The organism is Actinoallomurus sp. CA-142502, assembly GCF_050936355.1.
GTDB classification, from domain to species: domain Bacteria; phylum Actinomycetota; class Actinomycetes; order Streptosporangiales; family Streptosporangiaceae; genus Actinoallomurus; species Actinoallomurus iriomotensis.
The window spans coordinates 4,560,072-4,583,342 of the sequence record NZ_JBNJMY010000001.1 but is presented as its reverse complement, the minus strand read 5'-3'; the positions used below and the strand labels follow the sequence as shown (position 1 = coordinate 4,583,342).

23 protein-coding genes are annotated in these 23,271 nt (G+C 74.5%); 6 read left to right on the top strand and 17 right to left on the bottom strand.

Features of this window, described 5'->3' with window-relative positions; translation table 11 throughout:
• Positions 1 to 12: 12 nt before the first annotated feature.
• Genes alc through uraD form a run of 9 tightly spaced genes read right to left on the bottom strand, consistent with a single transcriptional unit; the run spans position 13 to position 7,847 of the window.
• Complete coding sequence (gene alc, locus ACQEV1_RS21950; RefSeq protein WP_285619703.1) at positions 13 to 1,017, bottom strand: allantoicase; 1,005 nt, start codon at positions 1,015 to 1,017, stop codon at positions 13 to 15.
• Positions 1,014 to 2,312 carry an allantoinase AllB gene (gene allB, locus ACQEV1_RS21945; protein ID WP_285619704.1) on the bottom strand — a complete coding sequence of 433 codons (1,299 nt, stop codon included), beginning with the start codon at positions 2,310 to 2,312 and terminating at the stop codon, positions 1,014 to 1,016. The genes alc and allB overlap by 4 nt, the downstream gene beginning before the upstream one ends.
• Positions 2,309 to 3,481: a glycerate kinase gene (locus tag ACQEV1_RS21940; RefSeq protein ID WP_433395669.1), complete on the bottom strand. Its 1,173-nt coding sequence runs from the start codon at positions 3,479 to 3,481 to the stop codon at positions 2,309 to 2,311. The genes allB and ACQEV1_RS21940 overlap by 4 nt, the downstream gene beginning before the upstream one ends.
• Positions 3,478 to 4,827: an 8-oxoguanine deaminase gene (locus tag ACQEV1_RS21935; protein ID WP_433395667.1), complete on the bottom strand. Its 1,350-nt coding sequence runs from the start codon at positions 4,825 to 4,827 to the stop codon at positions 3,478 to 3,480. Before ACQEV1_RS21935 ends, ACQEV1_RS21940 begins: the two co-directional genes overlap by 4 nt.
• On the bottom strand, positions 4,824 to 5,294 hold the full coding sequence (locus tag ACQEV1_RS21930; protein WP_285565860.1) for a (2Fe-2S)-binding protein: 471 nt from the start codon (positions 5,292 to 5,294) through the stop codon (positions 4,824 to 4,826). Before ACQEV1_RS21930 ends, ACQEV1_RS21935 begins: the two co-directional genes overlap by 4 nt.
• Positions 5,294 to 6,175: an FAD binding domain-containing protein gene (locus tag ACQEV1_RS21925; RefSeq protein WP_433395665.1), complete on the bottom strand. Its 882-nt coding sequence runs from the start codon at positions 6,173 to 6,175 to the stop codon at positions 5,294 to 5,296. The genes ACQEV1_RS21930 and ACQEV1_RS21925 overlap by 1 nt, the downstream gene beginning before the upstream one ends.
• Positions 6,176 to 6,188: 13 nt before the next feature.
• Positions 6,189 to 7,055: a factor-independent urate hydroxylase gene (pucL, locus tag ACQEV1_RS21920; protein WP_433395663.1), complete on the bottom strand. Its 867-nt coding sequence runs from the start codon at positions 7,053 to 7,055 to the stop codon at positions 6,189 to 6,191.
• 2 nt (positions 7,056 to 7,057) lie between these two features.
• The gene (uraH, locus tag ACQEV1_RS21915; RefSeq protein WP_433395661.1) at positions 7,058 to 7,366 is read right to left on the bottom strand and encodes a hydroxyisourate hydrolase; all 309 of its coding nucleotides are present in this window, start codon (positions 7,364 to 7,366) and stop codon (positions 7,058 to 7,060) included.
• 19 nt (positions 7,367 to 7,385) lie between these two features.
• Positions 7,386 to 7,847 carry a 2-oxo-4-hydroxy-4-carboxy-5-ureidoimidazoline decarboxylase gene (gene uraD, locus ACQEV1_RS21910; protein ID WP_433395659.1) on the bottom strand — a complete coding sequence of 154 codons (462 nt, stop codon included), beginning with the start codon at positions 7,845 to 7,847 and terminating at the stop codon, positions 7,386 to 7,388.
• A 318-nt stretch (positions 7,848 to 8,165) separates the two neighbouring features.
• On the opposite strand from uraD, the gene ACQEV1_RS21905 reads away from it, so the two are divergent.
• Both ACQEV1_RS21905 and ACQEV1_RS21900 read left to right on the top strand, forming a co-directional pair.
• On the top strand, positions 8,166 to 8,924 hold the full coding sequence (locus ACQEV1_RS21905; RefSeq protein WP_285619714.1) for an ABC transporter ATP-binding protein: 759 nt from the start codon (positions 8,166 to 8,168) through the stop codon (positions 8,922 to 8,924).
• Positions 8,921 to 11,419 (top strand): ABC transporter permease, encoded by a 2,499-nt coding sequence (locus tag ACQEV1_RS21900; RefSeq protein ID WP_433395657.1) that lies wholly within the window; start codon positions 8,921 to 8,923, stop codon positions 11,417 to 11,419. The genes ACQEV1_RS21905 and ACQEV1_RS21900 overlap by 4 nt, the downstream gene beginning before the upstream one ends.
• A gap of 13 nt (positions 11,420 to 11,432) precedes the next feature.
• Here ACQEV1_RS21900 and ACQEV1_RS21895 read toward each other — a convergent pair whose 3' ends face one another.
• Together ACQEV1_RS21895 and ACQEV1_RS21890 are read right to left on the bottom strand one after the other, a co-directional pair.
• A complete protein-coding gene (locus tag ACQEV1_RS21895; RefSeq protein WP_433395655.1) occupies positions 11,433 to 11,951 on the bottom strand; it encodes a GNAT family N-acetyltransferase in 519 nt (172 codons plus the stop codon).
• A gap of 31 nt (positions 11,952 to 11,982) precedes the next feature.
• Positions 11,983 to 12,576: a TIGR03086 family metal-binding protein gene (locus ACQEV1_RS21890; protein WP_285619719.1), complete on the bottom strand. Its 594-nt coding sequence runs from the start codon at positions 12,574 to 12,576 to the stop codon at positions 11,983 to 11,985.
• Positions 12,577 to 12,645: 69 nt separating this feature from the next.
• Here ACQEV1_RS21890 and ACQEV1_RS21885 point away from each other — a divergent pair, with 69 nt between their 5' ends.
• From ACQEV1_RS21885 to ACQEV1_RS21875, 3 genes are all read left to right on the top strand, one after another.
• Positions 12,646 to 14,046 (top strand): PLP-dependent aminotransferase family protein, encoded by a 1,401-nt coding sequence (locus ACQEV1_RS21885; RefSeq protein WP_433395653.1) that lies wholly within the window; start codon positions 12,646 to 12,648, stop codon positions 14,044 to 14,046.
• A gap of 66 nt (positions 14,047 to 14,112) precedes the next feature.
• The gene (locus tag ACQEV1_RS21880) at positions 14,113 to 14,856 is read left to right on the top strand and encodes a class I SAM-dependent methyltransferase (RefSeq protein WP_433395651.1); all 744 of its coding nucleotides are present in this window, start codon (positions 14,113 to 14,115) and stop codon (positions 14,854 to 14,856) included.
• A 5-nt stretch (positions 14,857 to 14,861) separates the two neighbouring features.
• Complete coding sequence (locus ACQEV1_RS21875; RefSeq protein WP_433395649.1) at positions 14,862 to 15,983, top strand: MFS transporter; 1,122 nt, start codon at positions 14,862 to 14,864, stop codon at positions 15,981 to 15,983.
• Here ACQEV1_RS21875 and ACQEV1_RS21870 read toward each other — a convergent pair.
• From ACQEV1_RS21870 to ACQEV1_RS21850, 5 genes are all read right to left on the bottom strand, one after another.
• Positions 15,977 to 17,968, bottom strand: a complete 1,992-nt coding sequence (locus tag ACQEV1_RS21870) for a pentapeptide repeat-containing protein (RefSeq protein ID WP_433395647.1) — start codon at positions 17,966 to 17,968, stop codon at positions 15,977 to 15,979. The genes ACQEV1_RS21875 and ACQEV1_RS21870 overlap by 7 nt on opposite strands.
• Positions 17,969 to 18,001: 33 nt before the next feature.
• On the bottom strand, positions 18,002 to 19,423 hold the full coding sequence (sthA, locus tag ACQEV1_RS21865) for a Si-specific NAD(P)(+) transhydrogenase (RefSeq protein WP_285619724.1): 1,422 nt from the start codon (positions 19,421 to 19,423) through the stop codon (positions 18,002 to 18,004).
• 4 nt (positions 19,424 to 19,427) lie between these two features.
• Positions 19,428 to 20,201 carry an anti-sigma factor family protein gene (locus ACQEV1_RS21860; protein WP_433395644.1) on the bottom strand — a complete coding sequence of 258 codons (774 nt, stop codon included), beginning with the start codon at positions 20,199 to 20,201 and terminating at the stop codon, positions 19,428 to 19,430.
• Complete coding sequence (locus ACQEV1_RS21855) at positions 20,198 to 20,752, bottom strand: sigma-70 family RNA polymerase sigma factor (RefSeq protein ID WP_432705554.1); 555 nt, start codon at positions 20,750 to 20,752, stop codon at positions 20,198 to 20,200. The genes ACQEV1_RS21860 and ACQEV1_RS21855 overlap by 4 nt, the downstream gene beginning before the upstream one ends.
• A gap of 94 nt (positions 20,753 to 20,846) precedes the next feature.
• Positions 20,847 to 21,518 (bottom strand): FadR/GntR family transcriptional regulator, encoded by a 672-nt coding sequence (locus ACQEV1_RS21850; RefSeq protein WP_433395642.1) that lies wholly within the window; start codon positions 21,516 to 21,518, stop codon positions 20,847 to 20,849.
• A gap of 251 nt (positions 21,519 to 21,769) precedes the next feature.
• On the opposite strand from ACQEV1_RS21850, the gene ACQEV1_RS21845 reads away from it, so the two are divergent.
• On the top strand, positions 21,770 to 22,972 hold the full coding sequence (locus tag ACQEV1_RS21845; protein ID WP_433395640.1) for a hypothetical protein: 1,203 nt from the start codon (positions 21,770 to 21,772) through the stop codon (positions 22,970 to 22,972).
• Positions 22,973 to 23,129: 157 nt separating this feature from the next.
• Here the strand turns inward: ACQEV1_RS21845 and ACQEV1_RS21840 are convergent, their stop codons facing one another.
• The gene (locus ACQEV1_RS21840; protein WP_285620102.1) at positions 23,130 to 23,270 is read right to left on the bottom strand and encodes a hypothetical protein; all 141 of its coding nucleotides are present in this window, start codon (positions 23,268 to 23,270) and stop codon (positions 23,130 to 23,132) included.
• Position 23,271: the final 1 nt, after the last annotated feature.

Here is a 23,271-nt window from a genome sequence, read left to right as displayed (position 1 = left end):
ACCGGCCCTCGGTCAGCGCCGGGCCCGCCAGCGGCTGAGCAGTTCGCGTTCGCCGTCGGCGGTCAGCGAGCCGTGCAGCCGTACACGGGCCAGGCCGCCGTCGGGGTAGATGTCGACGCGGGCGTGCGTCATCGGACGGCCGGCGTCGAGGCGGAAACGGTGCGCGGTGTCGGGTTGCAGCCGGGTGCGCGGCAGCACGTCGAACCAGGCCGCGTCGTCCTCCAGCGAGGCCGTGCGCGCGTCCGCGCCGCGGATCCGCGCCTCCCCCGGCGCGTTGAACCGCAGGTTGGCGGTGTCCAGTTCGGCCAGTTCGACGACGCCCGGCCCGGCCAGGCGCAGGATCACCCAGTCGTTGCCCCCGTCGCGGCGGCGCGCCGTCTCCCAGCCCTCGGCCTGATGCCGCGCGAGGCCGGGCATGATGAGGTTCGCCGGCGAGGAGTAGAACATGTCGGAGCAGCCGACGACGGTGGCGCCGTTGGCGAGCGCGGCGAGGTCGACGGTCAGCCCGGTGAGCAGCCACGGGTCCGGCACGACCTCGCCGTGCACGCGCAGCCGGGCCACGCCGCCGTCGGGGAAGATGTTCAGGCGCACGTGGGTGAAACGCCGCTCGTCCACGACCGCGAACTCCCGCGCCGCGTCGCCGGTCAGCGGGCTTTTCGGCACGATCTCGGTCCAGCCCGTCAGCTCGCCGGCGGACGGGTACCCCTCGGCCGCGCACGCCTCCACCATCGCCTGCGGCGGGTAGTTGCCCTTGAACCAGGCGGTGTCGACGACCACGCCGCGGATCACGCCCGGCAGTCCGAGCCGGACGACCGCCCAGTCGTGACCCGGCGAGCGGCGCCGCCGGGTCTCCCAGCCGTCGTACTCCTGGCCCTTGACGCCGAACGTCTGCTCGCGGAAGCCCGCCGGGCCGGGGTTGAGGAGGTTCTCCTTGGCGGCGAACGACTCGTCGCTCGCCGCCATCACCGTGCCGCCGAGCGTGCGCAGAGCCAGGTCGGGCAGAGCGGTGAAGGTCATGCTCTCCTCCTGAGCAGCCGGCCGTGGCCGGCCGGCTCGCCGCGCAGCCACACTCGTTCCACCACGCCGGTCAGGCTCATCCCGGCGTACGGCGTGACGGGGTGCCGCTGGCGCAGCGCGCCGGGGTCGACGACGAACCCCCGATCGGGGGCGAAGGCGACGAGGTCGGCGTCGTACCCCTCCTCGACGCGTCCCTTGCCGGTGAGCCCGGTCAGCTCCGCCGGGCCGGAGGCCATCCAGCGCGCGACGTCGCAGAGGTCGTGGCCGCGGGCGCGCGCCGCGGTCCAGATCACCGGCAGGCCGAGCTGCAGCGAGGAGATCCCGCCCCAGGCCGTGTCGAAGCCGCCCTTCTTCAGCTCCGGCGCACACGGCGAGTGGTCGGAGACGACGCAGCCGATCGACCCGTCCGCCAGGCCGCGCCACAGCCCCTCGCGGTTCTCCGCGTCGCGGATCGGCGGGCAGCACTTGAACGCGGTGCCGCCGTCGGGCACCTGCTCCGCGGTGAGCGTGAGGTAGTGCGGGCAGGTCTCGGCGCTGATCCGCGCGCCGCGAACCCGCCACTCGGCGAGCAGCGGCAGCGACTCCGCGTCGGACAGGTGCACGATGTGCGCGCGGCAGCCCGTCTCGGCGGCGAGCCGGGCGACCCGCGCGATCGCCGCCGCCTCCGCGCCCGGCGGCCGGGACGCCAGGAACTCCGCGTACCCGGGCCCGTCCGGCTCCGACAGGTGCCCCGGATCCTCGGCGTGCGCGATCAGCAGCCCGCCGAAGCCCGCGATCTCCGTCATGGCCTCCCGCAGCCCCACCTCGTCCAGCTCGGGGAACTCCTCCACGCCCGACGGCGACAGGAAGCACTTGAAGCCGTACACGCCCGCGTCGTGCAGGGCGCGCAGTTCCGCCCGGTTGCCGGGAACCGCCCCGCCCCAGAATCCGACGTCGACCGCGCAGCGTCCCTCGGCCGCGGCGCGTTTGACCGCGAGGGCGTCGGCGGTGACGGTCGGCGGCAGCGAGTTCAGCGGCATGTCGACGATCGTGGTCACCCCGCCGGCCGCCGCGGCCCGGGTGGCGGTGGCGAACCCCTCCCACTCCGTACGGCCCGGCTCGTTGACGTGCACGTGGCTGTCGACCAGGCCGGGCAGCAGCGCACGGTCGGCCAGCTCGACGTCCTCGCGTGCGGTGAGCGGCGCGTCGTACGCGGCGACCGCGGCGATCCGGCCGTCGCGCACCGCGACCGCCGCCGGCCGTTCCCCGTCCGGCAGCACCGTACGGCGGGAGCGCACGACCAGGTCGTACGTCATGGGATCACTGCGGGGTCGTCCCGTGTGTCGTCCAGCCAGGCCTGGCCGACCTGTTCGGAGAGGCGTTCGAGCAGGGGACCCGCCTCCCGCATGCACCGGGCGGGGTCGGGCTCGAGGTCGGTGAGGGCGTACGCGCCGAGGAAACCCGCGGCCCGCAGTTCGTCCTCCGACAGCGTGCTGCGTCCGGCCACGGCCAGCACCGGCACGCCGGCGCCGCCGGCCGCCCGCGCGACGCCCGCGGGGGCCTTGCCGCGCAGCGTCTGGCGGTCCAGCGCGCCCTCGCCGGTGATGACGAGACGCGCGCCGGCGAGGTGGGAGGAGAAGCCCAGGAGGTCGAGGAGGTAGGTGATGCCGGGCTCGACGGTCGCGGAGCAGAAGGCCATCGCGCCGAACCCGGCGCCGCCCGCCGCGCCGGCGCCCGGCCGCTCCGCCGCGCTCACGCCGAGGTCGCGGCGGACCACGGCGTCGAGCCGGGTCAGGGCCTCCTCCAGCAGGTCGACGTCATGGGGCCCGGCCCCCTTCTGCGGCCCGAACACGTGCGCGGCGCCGTCCGGTCCGAGGAGCGGGCTGTCCACGTCGCTCGCGACCACGACGGTGACCCCCCGCATCCGCTCGCGCAGGGCGGCGGCGTCGACGCGGTCGAGGTCGCGCAGCGCGGCGCCGCCCGGCGGCAGTTCCCGCCCGTCCGCGTCGAGCAGGCGGGCGCCGAGCGCGGCGGCCATGCCCGCGCCGCCGTCCGTGCAGGCGCTGCCGCCCAGGCCGAGCACGACGCGCCGTGCGCCGCGGCGCACGGCGTCGTCGATCAGCTCGCCGGTGCCCCGGCTGGACGCGGTCAGCGGCGCGAGCCGGCCGCCGGGCAGCCTCCGCAGCCCGGCGGCCTCGGCCAGCTCCACCACCGCGACGTCGCCGCGGACGGCGTAGGAGGCCGGGACCGGCTCACCGGTCGGACCGCTCACCTCCGCGCGCACGCGCGTGAAACCGGCCGCGACCGCCGCGTCCACCGTGCCGTCCCCGCCGTCGGCCACGGGCAGCTCCAGCAGGCGCACCTCGGGGCGGGCGCGCCGCAGCCCGGCGCCGATGCGCCGGGCCACCTCCGGGGCGTCGAGCGACCCCTTGAACTTGTCCGGTGCGATCACCACGTGACCGTCGCCGGGACGAGGAGTGGTCAAGTACGGTCTCCGATCAGCCGGCGGCGGGCCCGTACGCCCGCCTGTGCGGGGTCCGCCGTGGTGGTGCGCAGTTCGCCGCGCTCGACCACCGTACGGCCGCCGACGAGCAGCAGGTCGAGCGGCGGGGTCGGGCCGAAGACGAGGGCGCAGACCGGGTCCTCGACGGCCGCGCGGTAGCCGTCGACGCGCCACACGGCGAGGTCGGCGAGCTTGCCGGGTTCGAGGGAGCCGATCTCGTCCTGGCGGCCGAGGCACGCCGCGCCGCCGAGGGTGCCCAGCTCCAGCGCCTGCCGGGCGGTGAGCGCCGCGGGTCCGCGCACCACGCGCTGGAACAGCAGGGCCTGGTGCATCTCCCCGGCCAGGGAGGTCAGCTCGCTGGAGGCGGTGCCGTCCACGCCGAGGCCGACCGGCGCGCCCGCCGCCAGCAGCTCGCTCACCCGGGCGACGCCCGAGCCGAGCCGTCCGTTGGAGGTCGGGCAGTGCGCGGTGCCGGTGCCGGTGGCCGCGAACCGCCGGATGTCGGCGTCGTGCAGGTGCACGCAGTGCGCGAACCAGACGTCGGGACCCAGCCAGCCGAGTTTCTCCATGTACTCGCCGGGCGTGCACCCGAACTGCTCGCGGCAGTGCTCCTCCTCGTCGAGCGTCTCGGCGAGGTGGGTGTGCAGGCGTACACCCTTGCGGCGGGCGAGGGCGGCGGCCTCGCTCATCAGCTCCTCGCTCACCGAGAACGGCGAGCAGGGGGCGACGGCCACCCGCAGCATGGAGGAGAACGACGGGTCGTGGTGGGCGTCGATGGCCGCCTCGGTGGCCACGAGGATCTCCTCGCGGTCCTCGACGATCTCATCCGGCGGCAGGCCGCCCGCAGAGCGTCCCCGGTCCATCGAACCCCGGGTCGGGTGGAACCGGACGTGCAGCTCCCGCGCTGCGCGTACCTCGGCGTCGAACAGGTCGCCCCGGCCCCGGGGGAACACATAGTGGTGGTCGGTGGTGGTCGTGCAGCCGCCGAGCGCCAGCCAGCCGAGCCCGGCGGTGGCCGCGTCGTACACGACCGCCGCGTCGATCCCGGCCCACATGTCGTACAGGCCGGTGAGCCAGTCGAACAGCGTGGCGTCCTGGAACAGCCCCTGTGTGGCCCACTGGTAGAGGTGGTGATGCGTGTTGACCAGGCCGGGCGTCACCAGGCAGCCGCTCGCGTCGATCCGGCGCCCGGCGCCGGTCACGGGCGCCGGGCCGGCGCCGACGGCGGTGATCCGGTCGCCCTCGACGACCACGTGGCCGCCGGCGATCTCCGGACCGCGCACCGGCGCGACGTGGGCGTTCTCGATGACGATCGGGCCGTCCGTCATGTCCCCGCCTTCCGCGCCGCAGCGAGCCGTACGGCGTCGAGAATCTTCTCATAACCGGTGCAACGGCACAGGTTGCCGGCGAGCGCCTCGCGGATCTCCGCGTCCGACGGGTCCGGCCGGTGTTCGAGCAGGTCGTGCGCCTGGACCAGCAGGCCCGGCGTGCAGAACCCGCACTGGACCGCGCCCGCGTCCACGAACGCCTGCTGGATCGGTGCGAGCCGGTCCCCCTCGGCGAGGCCCTCGACCGTACGGACGCGGCGGCCCTCCGCCTGGCCGGCCGCGACGAGGCACGCGCACACCGGCGTGCCGTCGAGGTAGACCGTGCACGAGCCGCATTCGCCCTGTTCACAGGCGTTCTTCGAGCCGGGCAGTCCCATCCGCTCACGCAGGACGTACAGCAGGCTCTCGCCCTCCCACACGCCGTCGACGGTCTCCCGCGAGCCGTTGACGGTGAAGCTCACCCGCATCAGGCGGCCCCCCTTCCCGGATTCTCGGCGTCGCCCGGCCCGCGATGGTCGCGCCACGCCCAGGTCAGCGTGCGGCGCGCCATCACCGCGAGGGCGTGCCGGCGGTACGCGGCGGTGCCGCGCACGTCGTCGATCGGCGTGGCCGCGGCCCCGACGAGAGCGCCGAACTCCCGCGCCACGGCCTCGTCCAGCGGCGCGTCCCAGTCGAGTTCGCGGGCCAGGAAGTCCTCGGCGGCGGCCGCCCGGATCGGTGTTGGTGCGGCGGAGCCGATGCCGGTGCCGACCCGGCGCTCCCCCGGGTGCAGCGCGACGGCGAACGAGCAGACCGCGATCACCATGGCGTTCCGCGTGCCGATCTTGGAGAAGTACTGCGGGCCGGTGGCGGGAGCCAGCCAGAACGCGCGGATCAGCTCGTCGGGCTCCAGCGCGCTCCGCTTGACGCCCTGGTAGAAGTCGGTCGCCGCGATCATGCGGATGCCGCGCCGGGACTCGACCTCGACCACGGCGTCGGCGGCGAGCAGCGGCGGATGGCCGTCGCCGGCCGGGGACGCCGCGCCCAGGTTGCCGCCGACGGTGCCGCGGTTGCGGATCTGGGGCGACCCGACCGTACGGGCCGCCTGGGCCAGGCCGGGCAGCCGGTCGCCGAGCTCGCCGATGATCCGCGCGTACGTCACGCCGGCGCCGATCCGCAACCGGTCGCCGGTCTGCTCCCAGCGGTCCAGCCCGGCGACCCGGCCCAGGTCGAGCAGGTGCTCCGGGCGGCGGACGTCGAAGTTCAGCTCGACCATGACGTCGGTGCCGCCCTGGATCGGGACGGCCTCCGGGTGCTCGGCCTTCGCGGCGAGCGCCTCGTCCCAGGTTGTGGGCTGCAGGAATTCCATGGCGGGCTCCGGGTCAGGTCCAGGCGGCGCCGGCGTCGGGCGCGCCGTCACGGACGACGGCGCCCTCGATCAGCCCGTACGGCCGGTCCGCCGCGTAGAAGACCTCGTTGTCGTTGTCCAGGCCGAACGGTTCGAGGTCGACGGTGAAGTGGTGCCGGTTCGGCAGCGACAGGCGCACCTCGCAGACCTCCGGCAGCCCGTCGAGGAGCCGGTCGCCCATGGCGTACAGGGTCTGTTGCAGGGACAGGCTGTAGGTGCCGGCGAAGGCCTCCAGCAGGTGCCGCCGTGCCTCGGGGTAGGTACCCTCCCAGTCTGCCTCGGCCGACGTGTGCCGCCACTGGGCGGTCACCTCGGTGGCCAGGATCCGGTCCCGGGTCTCCGGCAACGTCGTGTACTCGTCCTTGACGTACCCCCAGAACTCCGAGTCCGTCGAGTTGAGCACGACGAGGTCCCTGATGCCGGAGACGACGTGAGTGGCCGTGGCGTCGTGGTGGATGAGCGCGGTGCGTGTCTCGCCGCCCCGGCGTACGAAGGAGTGCGGTCCCGCGCCGATCCGGTCCCAGAGGTGCTCCTCGACCGACACGCGCGCGTGGTCGACGCTCGGCTGCGAGCCGACGAAGTGCCGGGCGAGGAGCAGCCCGAACGCCTCGGGCGAGTCGACGCCGTGCTTGCGGGCGAACGCGAAGACGGTGTTCTTCTGCGTGTCCGTGGTGAGGACCGCGGAGTTGTCGCCGGTCAGGTGGACCGCCTCCATGGCCCCGGACAGCGCGACGCTCACCGTGAGGTCCCGGATGTGGTGGACGTCGCCGTCCCGGGTCACGCGTACGACGTGGGTCTCGGCCTTGCCGTAGCGGTTGGGGCCGAGCCGGCTCCGTGACATGGTCAGCTCCCCCGGTAGGTGGAGTAGGCGTACGGGCTGAGCAGCAGCGGCACGTGGTAGTGCTCGCCGGGGTCGGTGACCGTGAAGGCCACGGCCACCTCGGGGTAGAAGTCCGATTGGCCTGTGGTGTCGAAGACGAGCCGGTGGACGCCCTCACCGGGCGCCGGCAGGTCACGCACCCGGCCGTCCTCATCGGTACGGGCGTCCGCGACGTGCCGCCACCCGGCACCGTCGCGGCGTTCCAGCCGCACCGGCACGCCGGCCGCCGGGCGGCCCCTCGCGGCGTCGAGAACGTGCGTGGAGAGGCTCATGGACCCTCCTTCCGTTCGCTCATGACACCAGTCTCCTCAGCCTCAGCTCGGTGATCTCGGCCAGCTCCGCGCGTACGACCTCGCGCTCCTTCGCCGGGTCGTGGCCGAGGCGTTCGCGCAGCTCGGCGAGCATCTCGTCCGCGCCGCGCCCACTGGCGCGGATGAGAAAAACGTGACCGAACCGCTCTTCGTACTCGGCGTTGGCCGCGGCGAACGCGGCCCGGTCGCCGTCGCCGACGCCCGACTGTTCCGCGCGCGAAAGGGCCGAGGCGGCGCGCTCGCCGATCCTCGGGTGGGCGTGGAGTGCCTCCTCGACGTCCGGCCAGTCCAGGTCGCGCACCGCACGGCCCGCCGCGGCGAGCAGCCGCTCCGCCGAGCCGTACGGCCGTCCGTCCGCCATGGCCGCCGCCCAGCGCCGTGACGCGCAGCACGTCAGGAGCTCCGCCTCGGCGTCCGCGCGGGACAGGCCGTCGAACCGCACCGCGTCCTCCTCACAATGTTCGGGTGCCTGTCAGTACACACATCCGGGTGAGCGGCGGTCCAGCGAAGAAACGCCGAACCGGACCCCGTGATCACGGCAACTTTTCCCGTGTCGCCGCGAGCATGCCCCGTCCACGGCGCGCGGAACCGGACCGTTCCGCCGGTTCCCCGGGCCGCTCGCCGCGAGTACGCCCCGTGGCGTAGCCCGGCGCGGGCGCCCCTACCCTGCCGGACGCAGCCGTGGTGCCGCTGTCCGTGCGACGACACCGGCGGTGCCGCGCCGGGACCCTCGGGGAAACTCCCGAGGAGAAGAGACGAGATGACGGGCGAACGGAGCGCCGCGGCGCGAGCGGTGGGCGCCACCAAGGTGTACGGGTCGGGCGCGGCCGAGGTACGGGCGATCGACGACGTGACGATCGCGTTCGACGCCGGGCGGTTCACCGCGATCATGGGGCCGTCCGGCGCCGGGAAGTCGACGCTGATGCACTGCGTCGCCGGGCTGGACACGTTGTCCTCCGGGCAGGTGTTCGTCGGCGACGTCGAGCTGGGGTCCCTGTCGGACCGGCAGCTGACCGTGCTGCGGCGCGAGCGGATCGGGTTCGTCTTCCAGTCGTTCAACCTGCTGCCCGCCCTCGACGCGGAGGAGAACATCACCCTGCCGCTGACGCTCGCCGGCACGCGGCCCGACCGCGCCTGGATCGACGCCGTGGTCACCACGGTCGGGCTCGGCGACCGGCTCTCGCACCGCCCCGCCGAGCTGTCCGGGGGCCAGCGGCAGCGGGTGGCGGTCGCCCGGGCGCTCGCCTCGCGGCCGCAGATCATCTTCGCCGACGAACCGACCGGCAACCTGGACTCGCGCACCGGCGCGGAGATCCTGACCTTCCTGCGCGAGGCCGTGGACGAGCTCGGCCAGACGATCGTCATGGTCACGCACGACCCGGTCGCGGCCGCGTACGCCGACGCCGCGGTCTTCCTCGCCGACGGCCGGGTCCGCGACCGCGTCGAGGGCCCGACCGCCCGTACGGTGCTCGACCGCATGAGCGCCTTCGAGGCCGAGACCATGGGGAGGTCGCGGTGACGCGCATCGCGCTCAAGGGTCTGTGGGCCCGCCGGCGCCGTCTCGTGGGCTCGTTCGCCGCCGTCTTCCTCGGGGTGGCGTTCCTCGCCGGGGCACTCGTGCTCGGCGACACGATGAACGCGAGCATCGGGCGGTTCTTCGGCCAGGCGTACGCCGGGACGGACGCCTCCGTGCGCGGCGCGACGAACGTCAGCGACGCGCCGACCGGCGAACGGGGCACGATCGACGCGGGCGTCGTGGACCGGGTACGCCGGGTGCCGGGCGTGGCCACCGCAGAGCCGGTGATCAGCGGCTCCGGTCAGCTGCTCGGCCGCGACGGCCGGGCGATCGCCGTGCTCGGGCCGAGGACGGCCGGCAACTGGCTCACCGACCCGCGGCTCAACCCGTACCACGTGGTCCAGGGCCGTGCGCCGCGCGCCGACGACGAGGTCGTGGTCAACCGCGCGACCGCGATTAAGGGACGGCTGCGCGTGGGCGACCTCACGGCGGTGCTCACGCCGCAGCGGGTGCCGGTGCGCGTCGTGGGCATCGCGAGGTTCGGCGACGAGGACGGCTTCGGCGGGACGTCGTTCACGGCGTTCACGCTGGCGGGCGCGCGGCGGTACGTCGCGCGGACGCCGGACCGCGTCAGCGGCGTGTCGGTCCGGGCCGCGAGCGGGGTTTCGCAGGGCGAGCTGGTGCGCCGGCTGCGGGGCGTGCTGCCCGCGGGGACCGAGGCGGTCACCGGCCGGGCGCTCAGCCGGGAGGGCATGAACGCGGTGACGAAGGGCTTTCTCACCATGTTCCGCGCGTTCCTGCTGGCGTTCGCCGGGATCGCACTGCTGGTGGGCACGCTCGGCATCCACAACACCTTCGCGATCACCGTGGCGCAGCGGAGCCGGGAGTCCGCGCTGCTGCGGGCGGTCGGGGCGTCCCGGCGGCAGGTGCTGGCCTCGGTGATCGCCGAGGCGCTCGTGCTCGGGCTGACCGCGTCCGTGGCCGGTGTGTTCGGCGGGCTCGGCTTCGCGGCGTTGCTGGAGGAGGTGTTCACCGCGATGGGCGCCGCCCTGCCGGTCGGCGGGCTGGTCGTCACGACGGTGACGGTGGCCGTCGCCGTCGCGGCCGGGGTCGTGGTCACGCTCCTGTCGTGCCTGCTCCCGGCGGTCCGCGCCTCCCGTACGCCGCCGGTCGCCGCGCTGCGCGAGACCGAGGCGGAGCGGCCCGGCGTGTCCCGTGGCCGCGCCGTCTGCGGCGGGACGCTGACCGCCGCCGGTGTGGCGCTGCTCGCCGGCTCGGTGGCCGCCGGCGACTCGATGGCGGCGGCCGGCGCCGGCGCGGTCGCCTGCGTCGCGGGCATGGTCGTGCTCGGCCCGGTCGCCGCACGGCCCGCGGGGGCGCTGCTCGGCGTGCCGCTGCGGGGCGTGACCGGCGCGCTGGCGCGGCGGAGCACGGCGCGTGAGCCGCGCCGCGTGGCGGGCGCCGCGACCGCGCTCATGGTCGGCATCGGCGTGGTGACGCTGCTCACCGTGCTCGCCGCGTCCGCGCGCACGTCGGTGCGGGACACGGTCGCGCGGTCGTTCGGCGGCGACCTGGTGATCACGACGGGTTCGAGCATCGGCGGCGGGTTCGACCCGCGGCTCGCCGGAGACGTGGCCCGGCTGCCGCAGGTCCGGGCGGCCGCCGGCCTGGGCACCGGCGGTGTGCGGATCGACGGCCGGGCGGTGCGCGTCGCCTACGCCGACCCGGCCGCGCTGGCCCGCATGCTCGACCTGGGCTCGGCCGCGAGCCTGGCGCCGGGACGGCTGGCGGTCTCCCGCACGGTCGCCCGCGCGCACGGCTGGGGCACCGGGACCCCGCTGACGGTCCTGTTCGCCGACGGCGCCCGCCGCACGCTCACGGTCGGCGGCACGTACGAGCCGGGCGGTCCGGCGGGCGACTACCTGATGCCCCGCGCGGACTGGCTCGCGCACGACCCGCAACCGCAGGACACGACCGTGCTGATCGCCCTGCGGCCGGGCGTCGGCACGACGGAGGGCGAACGCGCGGTCACCGCGGCCGCCCGGCCGTACGCGGCCCCCGACGTGCGGACGCGGGCGGACTACGTCGAGGCCCAGGCGTCCGGGGTGAACTCCCTGCTGACCCTGGTGTACGTCATGCTGGCACTCGCCATCGTCATCGCGCTGCTCGGCATCGCCAACACGCTGTCGCTGTCGGTCCACGAGCGGGCCCGCGAGCTGGGACTGCTCCGCGCGGTCGGCGCGACCCGCGGCCAGATCCGATCGATGATCCGCGGAGAGTCGCTCATCGTCGCGGTGTTCGGCACGGCCGGCGGCCTCGGGATCGGGCTGCTGCCCGGCTGGGCGCTGGCCCGCGCGGCGACCGGCGGCACGTTCGCCGTGCCCGCCGGCCGGCTCGTGGTGATCGCCGTCATCGGCGCGCTCGCCGGTGTGCTGGCCGCGCTCCGCCCGGCACGCCGGGCCGGCCGGATGGACATCCTGCGCGCGGTCGCCGAGTGAACGGAGTGTGCGCTCAGACCCGGTCGAACGGCTCGGGGTAGGCGAACGTGCCGTGGATCCCGGTGTCGTGGGCCGACAGGGCGCGCACCTGGAAGTGGGCGTCCCACTCGGGGACGGGCGGGGTGATCCGGTACTCCGCCGACGGGCGGAAGCCGAACCGCGCGTAGTAGGCGGGGCTGCCGAGCAGGGCGACCAGCGGCTCGCCGAGGGCGTCCGCCGCGCCCAGGACGGCGTGGACGAGCGCCAGCCCGACGCCGCGCCGCTGGTCCTCCGGCCGGACGCTCAGCGGGCCGAGCGCGAGGACGGGCACCGCGTCCACCCGCCCGCGGGTGCAGACGACGTGGCCGAGCACCTCCCCGCCGCGGCCCTCGGCGACGAAGGCCAGGGCGGGGAGCCACGCGTCGCAGGCGCGCAGCTCGCCCAGCAGGCGGGCCTCGGTCACCTCGCCCGCCGTCCCGGGCCGGGCGAACGCCGCGGAGGTCACCGCGTGGACCGCCGCGACGTCGGCCGGCGTCTCTCGTCGGATCAGCATCCGGCCACGGTGCCGACCCTTCGCGCGGAGGTCAACGGATTTCCCAGCCGGGCGAGCGGCCGAGCAGGGCGAGCAGCCGGTCGCGGTCCGGCGCGCCGTCGGGCACCGGGACGACCGGCTCGAAGGCGAGGCCGGGGCCGCGCGACTCCGGATCGCGCGGTACCCGGGCGGCGATGGGGAGGGCCGCCGTGACGAGCTCGCCGTCGGGTTCCCACACGGCGCCGACCGTGGCGGCGACGTCCCAGGCGTGCACCAGGGTGTCCAGGAAGTGGAAGCCGATCGCGACCGCACCGGGAATCGTCAGACCGTCGCGGACCTCGGGCAGGTCGAACGGCCGGTCGAGCACGCCCTCCTCGCCGAACGCCTCGGTGACGAGCTTCGCCGACGCCGCGAAGGCGCCGTACGGGTCCGCGCCCAGCCGCCCGTCGCGCCACACGGACAGGGCCGCTCCCCTGCCGCGCGCGGCGGCGGCGAAGCCCTCGTTCTGACTGACGATGTGCCGGAGCAGTCCGTGCAGGGTCCAGTCGGCGCAGGGAGTCGGCAGGGTCGGCCGCGCCTCTCCGGCGCCCTCGATGACGTGCCCGGCGTACGCGAGGGCGCGCCGGTTCAGTTCGCGGATGTCCATGGACGGGAGCGTAGGAAGGCGCAAAGGCTCAGCGCCAGGTCCAAAACCGCGCAATATCGTTGAGCCATTATGGACTTCCACATCGGCCTCGACGGGCGCGGCGACCTCTCCGGGCAGATCTACCGGCGGCTGCGGGAGGCCATCCTCGACGGCCGGCTGCGTCCGGGCGACGCGCTGCCGGCGACCCGCGAGCTGGCCCGGCGGCTCGACGTCGCCCGCAACACGGTCGGCGTCGCCTACGACCGGCTCGCCGCGGAGGGGTTCGTCGCCGGCCGGGTCGGCGCGGGCACGTTCGTCCAGGAGACCGGTTCCGCGCCGCGCGGCGCGCCCGCCGCGTCGCCGCTGCGCCCGCGTGCCCGGTGGGAGTCGGTCGCGCCGTGGCCGGGCTGGCTGGGCGCGCGGCCCGCGTTCGACTTCCGTGTCGGCCTGCCGGACCCCCGCCTGTTCCCGTACGAGACGTGGCGGCGGATGATGGCGCGCGAGCTGCGGGAACCGGCCTCGGCGTCCGCGGACCCGGCCGGGCTCCCGGCGCTGCGCGCGGCGATCGCCCGGCACGTCGGGGTGTCCCGCGGCGTGCGCGCGTCGGCCGACGACGTCATCGTGACCGGCGGCATCCAGCAGGCGCTCGACCTGGTCGGGCGGGTCCTGCTCGAACCCGGCGACCTCGTGGCGGTGGAGCGGCCCGGATACCCGCCGGCGCGCATGCTGTTCCGGTCGCTCGGCCTGCGCGTGGCCGGCGTACCGGTGGACGCGGAGGGGCTGCGGGTGGACGCCCTGCCCGACGACGCGCGCGCCGTCTACGTCACGCCGTCCCACCAGTTCCCGCTCGGCATGCCGATGTCGCTGGCCCGCCGTACGGCGCTGCTCGCGTGGGCCGGGCGCCACGGCGCCGCGGTGATCGAGGACGACTACGACAGCGAGTTCCGCTTCGGCGGCCGCCCGATCGAGCCCCTGCAGAACCTCGACCGGGGCGGGCTGGTGCTCTACACCGGCTCGTTCTCCAAGGTGCTGGTGCCGCGGACGCGCATCGGCTTCCTCGTGGCGCCGGCGTCGCTGCGGGCGGCGCTGGTCGCGGCCAAGTTCGTCACCGACTGGCACTCCCCGCTGCCGGCGCAGGCCGCCCTGGCCCGCTTCATCGACGAGGGGGCGCTCGCCCGGCACGTCCGCCGGATGCGGCACGAGTACGAGGGCCGCCACGCGCTGCTGATGAGCACGCTGCGGCGCGAGTTCGCCGGCCGGCTCGATCCGGTCCCCTCGACGGCGGGCCTGCACATCAGCGCCTTCACGACCGCCGACCCCGAGGCCGCGGCGGAGCGCGCACGGGCGGCCGGCGCCCAGGTGCACACGCTCGCCGAGGTGGCCATGGACCCGGCCGCCCGGCCGGGCCTCGTCCTGGGTTACGGCGCCATCCCGGCGGCCCGGATCGAGGCGGGCCTGGCCCGGCTGAGCGACGCCATGAATCCCATATAACGAGACGAATTCTCTCATCCAGCGAGACTCGGAGTACGGTCATCACCGAAAGGTAAGGTGAAAACGATGCTCCGAGAATGGGACGCCGCCGCGTACGACTCGCTTCCGCTGCCGCATCTTCGGTGGGGACGGCGCACGCTCGAACGGCTGTCGTTCGCCGGTGACGAGACGGTCCTTGAGGCGGGCTGCGGCACCGGCCGCGACACCGAGGCGCTGCTCGACCGGCTTCCCCGCGGCCGCGTCGTCGCCGTCGACGGATCGGCCCGGATGCTCGAACGGCTGCGCGAGCGGCTCGCGGACCGGCTCGACCGGGTCGAGGCGATCCAGGCCGACCTTCTCGCGCCGTTGCCCGTCGCCGAACCGGCCGACGCGGCGTTCAGCGTGGCGACCTTCCACTGGATCCACGACCACGACACGCTGTTCGCGAACATCGCCCGCGCGCTCCGGCCGGGCGCCCGGTTCGCCGTCGACTGCGGCGGCGAGGGCAACGTCGCCCGCGTACGGGCCGCCATCGAGGACGTGCTCGGCGAGCGCACCGACATGTGGAACTTCGCCGGTACCGACGAGACGCGCGAACGCCTCGAACGCGCCGGTTTCACCGACGTCGAGGTCGCCCTGGTGGAGGATCCGGCGCGGCTGGAGCCGGGCGAGCAGTTCCACGGCTACCTGGCGATCGTCGTGCTCGGCGCGCACCTGGACCGGATCCCGCCGGCCGAGCACCGCGCATTCGTGGAGGCGGTGGCGGCGCGGCTGGACGAGCCGGTCGTGGACTACGTGCGGCTGACCTTCACCGCGACGCGAGCCGGCTGACCGGGGTGCGGCGGCGGTTCAAGATCGCGGCGCTGTACGCCGGCGGCCTGCTGGGGCCGCTGGGCGGCGGCGTGGTGGCGCCGATGCTGCCGCAGATCGGCGGGTCCGTGCACGCCTCCAGCTCCGCCGTCGCCACCTCATTGACCGCCTACTTCGTGCCGTTCGCGGTGCTCCAGCTGGCGTCCGGCACGCTCGGCGAGCGCTGGGGCGTCCGCCGCACCGTCCAGGTCGCCTACCTGGTGTACGCGCTCGCCTCGGCGGGCTGCGCGCTGGCGCCCACGCTGCCGGCCTTCCTCGCCGGGCGGGCGCTCATGGGAGGCGCCAACGCCTTCACCTCGCCGCTCCTGCTCGCCGGGCTCGGCGCGGCGGTGCCGCCCGGACGACTCAGCCGGTCCGTCGGGATCTACTCCAGCTTCCAGGCCGCCGGGCAGTCGTTCGCGCCGCTCCTCGGCGGGGTCGCCGCGGTGTGGTCGTGGCGGCTGGGGTTCGTCGTCGTGGCCGCGACGGCCGTGCTGCTGGCGTTCGCGCCGCCGCCGGGTGACGCGCGTCCGGGCGCCGAGGCCCCCGAGTGGCGTCCGCTGCTCAGCGGCCGCATGGGCCTGCTGTCCGCGGGCGCCTTCCTGTCCTACATCTGCGCGTCGGCGCTGCCGTTCCTCGTGGCCCTGTACGCCGGTGACGCGCTGAGCCTGCGGCCGGACCTGACCGGGCTCGCGCTGGTCGGCTTCGGCGTCGCGGGCCTGCTGCTGGGCTCGGTCTGGGGCAGCGTGACCGACCGCTTCGGCCCACGCGTGTGCGGCGTCCTCGCCACCGTCGCCACCGCGGCGTTCGTCGCGGCCATCGGCCGCACCGGATCGGTGCCGGCCCTGATCGTGTGCTGGACGGCGGCGGGCGCGGGTGCGTCGATGCTCACCGTGGCCCTGCAGAACCTGACGATGCGCGCCGTCCCCGGCAACCGCGGCGGCGCGCTGTCGGCGGTGTCGGCGTTCCGCTTCGCGGGCGCCGCCCTGGCGCCCGTGGCGTGGCTGCCGCTCTACCACGCGGCGCCGTCCCGCGCCTTCGGCGCGGCCGGCGCGTCGCTCCTGCTCGCCGTGCCCGCGCTGCGCGCAACCGGACGCGCCGATCACTGACGGGACAGCACCCGGCCGGCGCCGGCCACGATCGTGGTCGCCAGGACCCAGCCGGCCGCGATCAGCAGGGCGGCCAGCCACTGCTGACCGCCGCGCGGGTTGAAGGCGCTCTCCTGGCCGAGGCTGATGACGGGCAGCAGCAGGTCCAGCGTGTACAGCGGCGGGTTGAAGTCCGGCGCCTCGTCCCGGTGCAGCGGAGCCGGATGGTGCGCGCCGAACACCGCCGTCCCGACGACCAGCAGCGCGACCAGCCACAGCGCGGCGCGCAGCGGCCGGTAGCCGTAGCCGACCGTCCACTCCTGTACGAACCCCCAGGCGCGGGCGAGCGGCGGGAGCGTACGCCGCCGGCGCCGCTGCCGCGCGAGCTGGACCGTCCGCGCCTCCGCGTCGCGGCCCACGGCGCGGTAGGCCGCGGCGAGCTGCTCGTACGGCTGCGGGTGGTATCCCTCGGTGTCCTCCAGCCAGCCGAGCCGCGCTCCGACGGAGCCGGGCGTCTCGATCGTCTCGTACGTGAAGCCGTCGAGCCGGGTGTGCGCGGGCCAGCGCGCGGGGTCGTCGCGGAGCACCTCGATCCGGGTGTGCCGCAGGTCGATCGTGCCGTCGACGGGGTCGCGGGTGGTCAGCCGCAGCACCGCCGCGCGGACCTGCCGGCAGCCCAGCGCGATCTCTCCCGGCGCGCTGATCCGCGCGTCGTCGAAGCACATCTCGCCGCCGATCCTCGCGCCGGCGAACGACATCCGGCCCTCCGCGTGGAACCCGCCGCAGCAGTCCAGCACGCTGCCGACGGACAGGCCGTACGCGGTGAGCGACCGCCCGCCGGGGTTGGACAGGCGCGCGCCGGTGAACTCCGCACTCGCCCCGACCGTGGAGTCGATCAGCCGGATCTGGCCCTCGGCGCGGAATCCCCGGTCGCAGAAGAGCCCGCCGGTCACCGTCGCCCGGCAGGCGCTGAGCGCCTGCTCTCCGGGGTTGACGAGCCGCGCGCCGTGGAAATCGGCCGATCCGTGGATCTGCGCCGCGTCGAAGGAGACCCGCCCTCGTGCGTGGAAACCGCTCGACGCCCGCAGGCTGCTCCCGATGGTGATCAGGTGGGCGTTCAACGCCATGCCGCCGGAGTCGTCCAGCCGCGCGCCGCGCATCATGAGGGTGCCGCCGATCGCCGCCGACCGCAGCGAGACCTGGCCCTCGGCGCGGAATCCGCCGTCGAGGGTGGCGGCGCCGTCCACGCGCAGCCGGTCCGCGTTCAGCGCCTTGCCGCCGGGGTTGGCCAGGCGCGCCCCGGACAGGACGAGCTGCCGGGCGACGCGGGCGTCGGGGAGGCGCACCTCGCCCTCGGCCACGAGCTCATGGCCGAACAGGCCGTCGTCCAGGACGATGCCGTCCGCGTTGACCGCCACGGCTCCGGGGTTGGCCAGGCGGGCGCGGTCGAGCGTGAGCGCGCCGCCGACGCGGGCGCCGCGCAGCATGACCTCACCCGTGACCCGCAGGTCCGTGGCGTCGAGCGTACGGGCCACGGTCAGGGCGTCCGCCCGCAGCGCGCCCGTGAGCCGCGCCGACCGCAGTGACAGCGCGCCGTCGATGAGGGTGCCGACGAGTTGCAGCGGGCCGTCGAACCGGCACTCCTCCAGCCAGAGCAGCCCGTCGACCTGCGCGTCCGAGGCGCGCAGGCCGGGCAGGCGCGAGCGGGCCAGGTTGACCTGCCGTAACCGCGCGCCGTACAGGTCCACCGGCTCGGCGAACACGCATCCGCGCAGCAGCGCCGCGTGCCGCACCTCGGCGAAGGACAGGTCGAGCGTGCCGGTGATCCGCGCGCCGGTCAGGCGCACGGCGGGCACCCGCCACGCCTCGGCCGGCTGGGCGGCCAGCAGCAGCGCGGCGACGACCTCCGCGCGCACCTCACCGGTGCCGCCCAGATCGACCGTCTGCGCACGCGGGAAGGCGTCCCAGAGGGCTCGCTCCGCCTCCGACAGGTCTTCCACGTCCACGCGCGTGCCTCCCGGCCGACGTCGGTGCGGGTCCTACTCGGACAGCGCGGCGACCTGGCGCATCTTGTTGATGGTGTCCAGCGCGGCGACCTTGTAGGACTCCGCCAGGGTCGGGTAGTTGAAGACGGCGTCGACCAGGTAGTCGATGGTCCCTCCGCAGCCCATCACGGTCTGGCCGATGTGCACGAGCTCGGTCGCGCCCGTGCCGAAGACGTGCACGCCCAGCAGGCGGCGGTCCTCCGGGGACACCAGGAGTTTCAACATGCCGTACGAGTCACCGATGATCTGCCCTCGCGCCAGCTCGCGGTAGCGGGAGACGCCGACCTCGAACGGGATGCGCTCGGCGGTCAGCTGGTCCTCCGTGCGGCCGACGAAGCTGATCTCGGGGATCGTGTAGATGCCGATCGGCTGCAGCTGGTGCATCTCGCGGGCCGGCTCGCCGCACGCGTGGTGGCCGGCCAGGCGGCCCTGTTCCATGGACGTCGCCGCGAGGGCCGGGAAGCCGATCACGTCGCCGACCGCGTAGATGTGCGGCACGGCGGTGCGGAAGTACTCGTCGACCTCGATGCGCCCGCGGGCGTCCGCGGTCAGGCCGGCCCGGTCCAGGTCGAGTTCGTCGGTGGCGCCCTGGCGGCCCGCGGAGTACATGACCGTGTCCGCCGGGATCTTCTTGCCGCTCTCCAGGATGGTCATCGCGCCGTTCCGCGTCCCGCCGAAGGACCGGCGCTCCACCGCGGCGACGGTCTCGCCGAACCGGAACGTCACCGCGAGGTCGCGCAGGTGGTATTTGAGCGCCTCGACGATCTCCAGGTCGCAGAACTCGAGCATGCGTTCCCGGCGTTCGACCACGGTGACCTTGGTGCCGAGGGCGGCGAACATCGAGGCGTACTCGATGCCGATCACACCGGCGCCGACGACGACCATGGTCTGCGGCAGGTGATCGAGGCGGATGATGCCGTCCGAGTCGATGATCGTGCTGTCGTCGAACTCGACCGTGTCGGGGCGCGCCGGACGCGTGCCGGTGGCGATGATGATCTTGTCGGCGGTGAACTTGTTCTCGCGCCCCGTCAGCGGATCGCTCACCTCGACGGTGTGCGGGTCGGTGAAGTGCGCGGTGCCGTCCAGGAGGGCGACGTGGTTACGGGAGAGCTGGCTCCGGATCACGTCGATCTCGCGGCCCACCACGTGCTGGGTGCGCGCCGCGAGGTCGGCGACGGTGATCTCCTCCTTGACCCGGTAGCTCTGGCCGTACAGCTCGCGCTGGTTGAGGCCGGTCAGGTAGAGCACCGCCTCGCGGAGCGTCTTGGAGGGGATGGTGCCGGTGTTGATGCAGACGCCGCCGATCATGTTCCGGCGTTCGACGACCGCCACCCGGCGGCCGAGCTTCGCCGCGGCGATCGCCGCTTTCTGCCCTCCGGGCCCGGATCCCAGGACAAGTACGTCGAAGTCGTACACACCCCTAGTCTGGCGTGGGCGCGCCCGGTGATCCAGTCCACCCCGGCCCCTTCTGTACCGGGATGACGAGGAGGATTCCGTCGTTCTGGTCGCGCACCTCGAACCGCCGCAGGTCCGAGCGCCGCAGCGCCGTGCCGCCGTGCACCTGGAGGTGATCCGGCGCGCCGGGTGTGCCGTATCCGGCCCGGGGGACGGCCCACTCGGTCATGACGTGCCGCGCCCCCGTGGTGGAGACCGCGATCAGCTCGCAGGTCCGCGGGCCGGTGACGTGGGTGAGGTCCAGGGCGATGTGGGTGCCCCAGCCCTTGTCCTCCATCGCGACGACGCCCGCGACGCCGGTCCTCGGATCGGTGGCGCGCCGGATCTCACCCCAGGCCAGCAGGTCCGCCGGCACGTCGCCGTGGTCGTGCCCGGAGCCGGTGACCGACGCGCCCACGGCGGCCCCGCCGGCGAGGAGCGCGGCGCCGGCCACCAGACCGACGATCGTCGTACCGCGGCGGCGGCGACGCTCGTCGATCCCGCGGCGGCGGAGCAGCCGGGACAGCTCGCCCGGCCCGCCCGCGCGACCGGCCGACGGTGGGTCCCTGTCGTCATCCTCCGGCGGCGCGACGCCGGAGAGGAGCTCCCGCATGCCCGCGAACTCCCCGAGTTCGCGCGCGCACCGGTCACAGCCGGTCAGGTGGGCCTCGAAGGCCCGCCGGTCGTCCTCTTCCAGCAGGCCCAGGGCGTACGCCCCGACGTCGGTGTGCGCGGCCGTGGCGTCGACGCGCTCGCTCATGTCGTCACCCCCTTCTCCTCCAGGACGACGCGCAGCGCCCGTACGGCGTAGTAGACGCGTGACTTGACCGTGCCCACGGGAATGCCGAGGGTCTCGGCGGCCTGGTTGACCGTACGGTCGCGCAGGATCGTCTCGTTCAGGATCTCCCGGTGCGCCGGGGACAGCTCCTTCAGCGCCTCGGTCACGAGGATGGTGCGCAGGAGGTCCTCCAGGCCGTCTTCCAGGTCCGGCAGCGCCTCCAGCTCGGCCTCGCCGGTCTCGGGCGGCCGGGCGTTCCTGCGGCGCCGGTCGTCGATCACGATCCGGCGGGCGACCGTCGCCAGCCAGGGCAGCAGGCTTCCTCCGTCCGGGTCGAGCCGGTCGATGCTGCGCCAGGCCCGGATCATCGTCTCCTGGACGACGTCCTCGGCCCACTGGCGGTCACCGCCGGTCGCCCGCATGACGAGGGTGAACAGCGGCCGGTGGTACTCACGGTAGAGCGCCGCGATGGCGCGTTCGTCGTCGTCGGCCCGCGCGCGCTGCGTCTTGCCGCGGAATCCGGGAAATGCCATGGCGGGGGTTCTCCGGGCAGGGAGGCTGAAGATCGACTCTAGAACGCCTCCCGGCGCCGCGCCAGCGACCGCCGGACGCCCCGTCTCCGCGCGCTCAGAGGGCCTTGCGCAGCCACTGCTCCACGCCGGCGATGTGCACGGTCGCCAGGGCGCGTGCGACGTCCGCCTGCCGGGCGGCGAGCGCGTCGAGGATCGCGTGGTGTTCGTCCAGCGTGCGCCTGAGCGCGCCCTCCTGGGTGAGCCCGCGCCACACCCGCGCCCGGATGGTCGGCCCGCACAGCGTGTCGACCAGGGAGTAGAGCACCGAGTTGCCGGCCGCCTCGGCGATGCGGCGGTGGAACTCCAGGTCGTTCTCGACGAGGTCCTCCACGGAGGACTCGCCGGTGACGCGGCCGAGGTGGTCGCGCAGCGAGTCCACCGCCTCCAGGCTGATCTGCTGCGCGGCGAGGGCCGTCGCGGCGGGTTCGAGGATGCGGCGGACCTCGAAGAACTCCAGGACCGTGGCGTCGTGGTGCAGGTCGACGATGAAGCTCAACCCGTCGAGAAGGGCCTTGGGCTCCAGGCTCGTGACGTACGTGCCGTCGCCCTGGCGCACGTCGAGGATGCGCACGAGCGACAGCGCGCGCACGGCCTCGCGCAGTGAGTTGCGGGACAACCCCAGCTGGGCGGCGAGGTCGGCCTCTTTCGGCAGCCGGTCGCCGGGCCGGAGCTCACCCGAAACGATCATCCCCTTGATCTTTTCGATCGCCTCATCAGTGATCGGCATGTTCCCCTACCCCAGGCTCCCCAGAACGACGGTCCAAGCGTCCCACGTGGCATTCGCCGACCACTCCGTAACCGCGCTTTGCTCCCGGAATGTGCAGATCGCTTGTGATGACCAGGGTTCTTGGTGGAAACTGATCCACCGATAAGCGCGGCATCGGAACAATGCGTCGAGCCGCCTTTCTCTACGGGTGCACACGGGGTCGAGCACGGACGAGGGTCGGTTTGCTGGGGGACGCGGGAGTCGGCCGGTCGATGAGCCGGGACGAGATCGACCGTACGCTGACACGCCTGAAGGGCGAGCACGAACGCATCACCCAGGGCCTGCTGGAGCTTGAGGCCCACCAGGGCTACCAGATGCTGAAGGGCACCCGGCTGACCGGCGAGACCGAGCGATCCTGGGTCGGCATCAACGGCCGGATGGCCACGCTGTGGAAACTGTTCGACGCCCACGGAAAGGTGCTCGGTGAGGCCGAAGAACTCCGCGAGCGGCATTCCAAGCCCGGTCAGGCCCAGCTCGCCGAGCTGACCCGCCTGCTCACCGGCACCTCCGTCGAGCTGGTGAGCGAGGAGATCCCCCTCGAGGAGCGGACCCTGCTCGGCCCGACCGGCGAGTGGCTGACGCTCGACGGCGTGATCGAGCGGATGACGCCCCTGTACGAGGAGACCGCCGGCCTGGTCGCCTCGGTGAACGAGATCTGGTCGGCCCTGCTCACCCGGCTGGGCGAGGTGGAGGAGACGGCGCGCGCCGTGGCGGCCCTGCACGGCGCCCTCGGCGCGCACGAGCCGGCGTTCGACGAGCTGTCCCGGCTCCTCGCGGCGGTGCGCGAGACCGTACGGTCCGACCCGATGTCGCTCACGTCCGGCGGGCAGGCCGACACCGCGCGGATCGACGCGATCGGGACCGACCTGACGGCCCTGCGCGGCCGGCTGGAGGACGCCCTGCGGATCCGCGACGAGCACGACGCGCGGGCCCGCGGCATCGAGGCCACGATCGGCCTGGTCGAGACGGCCGAACACGAGGCCGCCGACGCCCGCGACCGGGTCCTCGCCAAGATCGACTCACCGCAGCTGCCCGACATCCCGGTGACCTCGGTCGCGCTCCGCGACCGGCTCGCGGCCCTGGAGGGGCTGCGCGGCGAGGGCCGGTGGGTCGAGCTGGCGTCGCGCGCCGCCGAGGTCGAGCAGGCCGCCGCCACCGCGCTCGACCAGGCGCGCCAGACGACCGCGCTCATCACCGGCGTGCTGGACCGCCGCGACGAACTGCGCGGACGGCTCGACGCGTACAAGGCCAAGGCGGGCCGGCTCGGGCTGGCCGAGGACACCGAGCTGACCGGCCTGCACCAGCGGGCGCATGACCTGCTGTGGACCTCACCGTGCGACCTGCGCGGGGCCACCAAGGCGCTGGCGGACTACCAGCGGGCGATCGCATCGCGCGCGGAGGGGACGAGTCGATGATTCGGTGCACCCAACCGGGATGCACGGGAACGGTGGAGGACGGTTACTGCGTCCAATGCGGTATGGCACCTGGACCAGCGGCACCGAGCGCGTCACCCGCGAGCGCCCCGGCGGGCCGCTGCGCCCAGCCCGGGTGCGGCGGCACCATCGAGGACGGCTACTGCACGACCTGCGGCATGGCGCCCGCTCCCGCCGCGTCCGCGCCGCAGCCCCCCGTCTCCACGCCGAAGGCGGCGGCTCCCGTTCCCCCCGCCGTGCCCGACGGAAGGTGCGGGCAGCCGGGCTGCGGCGGAGTCATC